This window comes from Pricia sp., from assembly GCF_041745955.1.
In the GTDB taxonomy this organism is placed as follows: domain Bacteria; phylum Bacteroidota; class Bacteroidia; order Flavobacteriales; family Flavobacteriaceae; genus Pricia.
The window spans coordinates 1-4,474 of sequence record NZ_JBGTHY010000490.1; the positions used below are offsets into that span (position 1 = coordinate 1).

At 46.6% G+C, this 4,474-nt stretch carries 4 protein-coding genes; 1 reads left to right on the forward strand and 3 read right to left on the reverse strand.

The genetic code is table 11. The features are described 5' to 3' along the window. The coding region (locus ACEW8S_RS17410) for an ABC transporter permease (protein ID WP_373519389.1) at positions 1-629 on the reverse strand (629 nt) is incomplete at its 3' end. 12 nt (positions 630-641) lie between these two features. Between ACEW8S_RS17410 and ACEW8S_RS17415 the strand changes: the two genes are divergently transcribed. Further along, on the forward strand, positions 642-2,039 hold the full coding sequence (locus ACEW8S_RS17415) for an exo-beta-N-acetylmuramidase NamZ domain-containing protein (protein WP_373519392.1): 1,398 nt from the start codon (positions 642-644) through the stop codon (positions 2,037-2,039). 177 nt (positions 2,040-2,216) lie between these two features. Here ACEW8S_RS17415 and ACEW8S_RS17420 read toward each other — a convergent pair whose 3' ends face one another. Both ACEW8S_RS17420 and ACEW8S_RS17425 read right to left on the reverse strand, forming a co-directional pair. After that, complete coding sequence (locus tag ACEW8S_RS17420) at positions 2,217-3,893, reverse strand: SulP family inorganic anion transporter (RefSeq protein ID WP_373519390.1); 1,677 nt, start codon at positions 3,891-3,893, stop codon at positions 2,217-2,219. Between the two features lie 55 nt (positions 3,894-3,948). After that, entirely contained in the window at positions 3,949-4,431 is a 483-nt protein-coding gene (locus ACEW8S_RS17425; protein WP_373519391.1) for a hypothetical protein, read from the reverse strand. Between the last annotated feature and the right edge of the window lie 43 nt (positions 4,432-4,474).

Sequence of the window (4,474 nt, forward strand, 5' to 3'; positions counted from 1 at the left end):
AAAATGTAAAGGCCGTCAAACTCCTCAAAACCGCTATCGTAGAGTCCCGTTATGGTAAATTTCCGCTGGTTGGGCAGTTTGTCCACATTGTCATCCTTTAAAAAAAAAGAAAAGAACGAATCGCCCGTTTTGAGGTGCAAACGGTTCGCCATCAAACGGGACATCAGCACCTCATCGTTCAATTTCCCCGAATAATCCGGCAGTTTGCCATCGACAAGGTATTCTTCAAAAACGGTCCAATTGTAATCGCTGCCGACCCCTTTGGCGATGATACCCTCGAAGGTATCCTCGGTGCGGATGATACCCCCTTTACTGGCCACCGCCTGTATATTGGCTATGCCATCGACGGATTTGAATTCAGGGTAAAACTCCTGATCCAACGAAACCGGCACCACAGAAACATCGGAGGTATTGTTGTCGTAATTTGAAATTTGGATGTGCCCGTTGAACGCGGCCACTTTCTCCCGGATCTTATATTTTAGCCCTACGCCGGTGGAGATGGCAACCAGCATCATGATTACACCCAATGCAATAGCGGCGATCGCTATTTTTATTATCGGTGCGGAAATACTAACTTTATGCGCTGCGCCCTTGATAAGGCGTTTGGCCAAGAAATATTCAAAATTCAATCCAATGTTTTTATCGTGAACATAGTTAATATCAAAAGTACGTTTTTCATTTTGTTTTTGGCGATCTGCGCCTGTGGAAACCCATCTAAATCAGAAGAGGCCGCCCCTAGGATCGCATTGGCCGAAACCGATTCCCTTGTTCCGGAGTCGGTCATCGTTGCGGCCAATAGAACGAAAGAATATCTCTCGCTACTCGAAGGGAAAAAGGTAGGTGTGGTGGCGAATCAGACAAGTGTGATCTTTAAGGAAGTCGCGGATATAAACCCCACATCGCAAGTAGGCAGGCAAGAACCTAGAGACAAGACGGAAGATGGAAGACAGGATGAAACTAGACCGATGACTGATGACGGAAGACAGAAGGCAGGATACAATGAAAAGCTAACCCCAAACCACAAACCCCAAACCCCATACACCCATTTGGTCGACTCCCTGCTTTCCCTGAATGTAAATATCCCAAAAGTCTTCGCCCCGGAACACGGCTTTCGTGGGGAGGCGGACGCAGGTGAAAAAGTAAAGGATGGGGTGGATGCACAAACGGGACTTCCTTTAATTTCTCTATACGGAAAAAACCGGAAACCTTCCGCCCAACAATTAAAAGGTCTTGATGTAGTGCTTTTCGATATTCAGGACGTCGGCGTCCGTTTTTACACCTATATCGCCACGTTACAACTGGTGATGGAGGCCTGTGCCGAAAATAATGTGCCTATTATTGTTCTCGACCGGCCCAACCCCAACGCGAACTACATAGACGGCCCCACCATGGAAGCCGAACATACCGGCTTTTTGGGCATGACCGAAATCCCGCTTGTCTATGGCATGACCATCGGCGAATACGCCAAAATGATCAACGAAGAAGGGTGGCTGGAAGGCAAAAAAAAGGCCGACCTGACCGTAATCCCCTTGGAAAACTGGAACTACAACACCGAATACCACCTACCAATACGACCCTCACCCAATCTACCCGATGATACTTCCATAACGCTCTATCCGAGCTTGGGACTTTTTGAAGGTACAAATGTCAATGCAGGGAGAGGTACGGAATTCCAGTTTCAACGTTATGGAGCCTCTTTTTTAGACAGCACACAATACAGTTTTAGGTATACGCCAATGCCCAATTTCGGATCTAAAACGCCCAAAGAAGAGGGCAAAAAATGCTTTGGTAAAGACCTTTCGGAAAATCCGAGAATGCAAGAAGTTTCACTTCAATGGTTGATCGATGCCTATACCAATGCCGTCGACAAAACCAAGGTCTTCAATACCGACGGCTTTACCAAACACGCCGGCACAACAAAACTGCAGCAACAGATCGAAGCTGGCAAGACCGAGGAAGAGATTAAGGAAACCTGGCAAAGCGATTTGGAGAAGTTCAGGAAAATAAGGGTAAAATATTTGATCTATGAAGCCCCCTAGCCTTAAAAGGGAACGATTTATAAGCTATTGCCATGTTTCCATCGACCCTTGAGATATGGTGGATTTGGCAGAAGCTTAAATGTTCCATGGCTAAACGAAATAATGTGCCAAGCCGAAGGATCGGTTTGGCACATACCTAGATTCATCGCCACAGGATAGGTGGCAGAACCTTAATAGTTAAACATTACTTAGTTCCTTTACCAAAAGAATGTTCGACGGCACCTTTTCTCCATTGGTAATACTTTTTGGCGATACAAAATCCCCATTAACGGAAACGATCGATCTAACGTGCGAATCGGAATTCTCGATCCTATACTCCTTTCTAAAGCCGACAAGGTCGACGTTGACGTTCTTGTCCTGGGAACCATAGTGAACGAAATCCTTGATAAGCTGCAGCACATCGTGGTCGATATAGACCGTATTCGAGGCGTCTACGACCACATTACTGTTTTCGGGAAGATGGTTGAAGGTTTGCTTTATGGCCGCCTTGTTCAAAAAGGATACCTCTTGGGCGAGTTCCATTTGAATTGTCTCGCCTTCAGTGTGCCGGTCCTTTTTAAAGAAATAGGCAAGTTTCACGTTCCCTCTCAGTATAAAAAAGACACTAACGGCGAGTCCTATCCCCACACCAATAAGCAAGTCTGTGAAGATTATGGCGACAATGGTCGCGAGAAAAGGGATAAACTGGAATTTTTTGCTGTTGCGCCACATATGGGCAAACTTGCTCGGGCTGGCCAATTTAAATCCGATAACCAATAATACGGCGGCCAATGAGGCCAGTGGTATCTTGTTCATAAAAGCGGGAACGGCAACGACCGCAAGTAGCAGGAAAACAGCGTGCGAAATGGCGGCCAGCTTTGTTTTTCCCCCTGAATCGACGTTTGTGGAAGTCCTCACGATAACCGAGGTCAACGGAATTCCACCAATCAGGCAGCTGACCATATTCCCCACCCCTTGCGCCTTGAGTTCGGTGTTGGTGTTAGTGTAGCGCTTAAGGGGATCCAATTTGTCGGCGGCCTCAATACAAAGTAAAGTCTCGATACTGGCTACCGCCGCAATGGTAAGCGCTACGATCCAAACATCCATATTTCCTATTTGGGTAAAATCGGGCAAGCTGAACTGGGTCCAGAACGCCCCGAAAGATTCAGGAACCGGTAGACTGACCAAATGGTCCTCGCTAATGGCCAGGGAAGACCCGGTGAACTTGAACATCTCATTTATGGCAATTCCGGCCAATACCGCGAGGAGAGCACCGGGTATCGATTTAATCTTTTTTAAAAATGGCACTTTCATGAAAGCTATCAATATGGCAAGCGAGGCCAAAACAACGATGACCGCCCCGGGATGGATGAAATTGACGGTATCTGCCAAGGTCGTGAAAATTTGGTGCTCTCCGGCAGGGTTGACATAAAAATAATCTCCTTCATGCATCTCGTCGAAACCGACGGCGTGGGGTATCTGCGATAGGATTATTATAATACCTATCGCCGCCAACATGCCCTCGATTACGTTGGATGGCAGATAATTGGAAATAATCCCCGCCTTTGCGAACCCCAATACCAGTTGCATCGCACCGGCCAAAAGCCCGGCAAGTAAGAAGGCCTCGAACGATCCCAGGCTCGCAATAGCCGCCAAAACGATTGCCGTAAGTCCTGCCGCGGGCCCAGAGACACTCAATTGCGAGTTACTGAGCGTACCGACGACGAGACCGCCTACGACACCTGCAATAATGCCCGAGAACAAAGGAGCCCCACTGGCCAGGGCAATGCCCAAACAAAGAGGCAGGGCGACCAAAAAGACCACCAATCCGGATTTAATGTCGGATTTTAAATATTTTGTTGTGAAATTTTTCATAGTTATTGAGATAAATTATAGTGCAGAATTCGAGCCTGTATCAGCCTTAAAATGTCTAAAGATTGAGGAGGCTCGAAATTGAAAATTTTGCTCTTTGATGTTCCTCGCCAAGGGCCAAGGGAACTTCAATGACGTTGTCGACATTCTTTTTGATGAACCGGGTCGGGTCGAAACACCTGGAATGGTCGAAATGCAGGAATTTTCCTTCTGGAACGATGGCATCGTTAACCTCTAGCGGTTCCATGAAATTTTGAAATGCAAAGGAGTTGTAGCCCGTAAACAGTTCGACGCTCAAACGTTCTATAGCATCACTGTGCTCGCGAACCAGCACATTTTTTGCCTTGGCGAACGATTCCGTCGAAAGCTTATTGATTTCCCGTCTTGCCGAGAAATGGGCAAGCCCCCATTTCATGTCGGGCATTTTAAAGCCGTAGACAAGAATGATATCAAGTTTTGTTTTAGGGAAGTTTAGGATGGCATACTCTACCAGTTGTAAGGATTCTACCGTGAAGTCAGTGGGAATAAGTATTCTTTTCATCTGTTTCTTATTTTCTTAATGCGAAAGTAAGTCCAGAACGTTA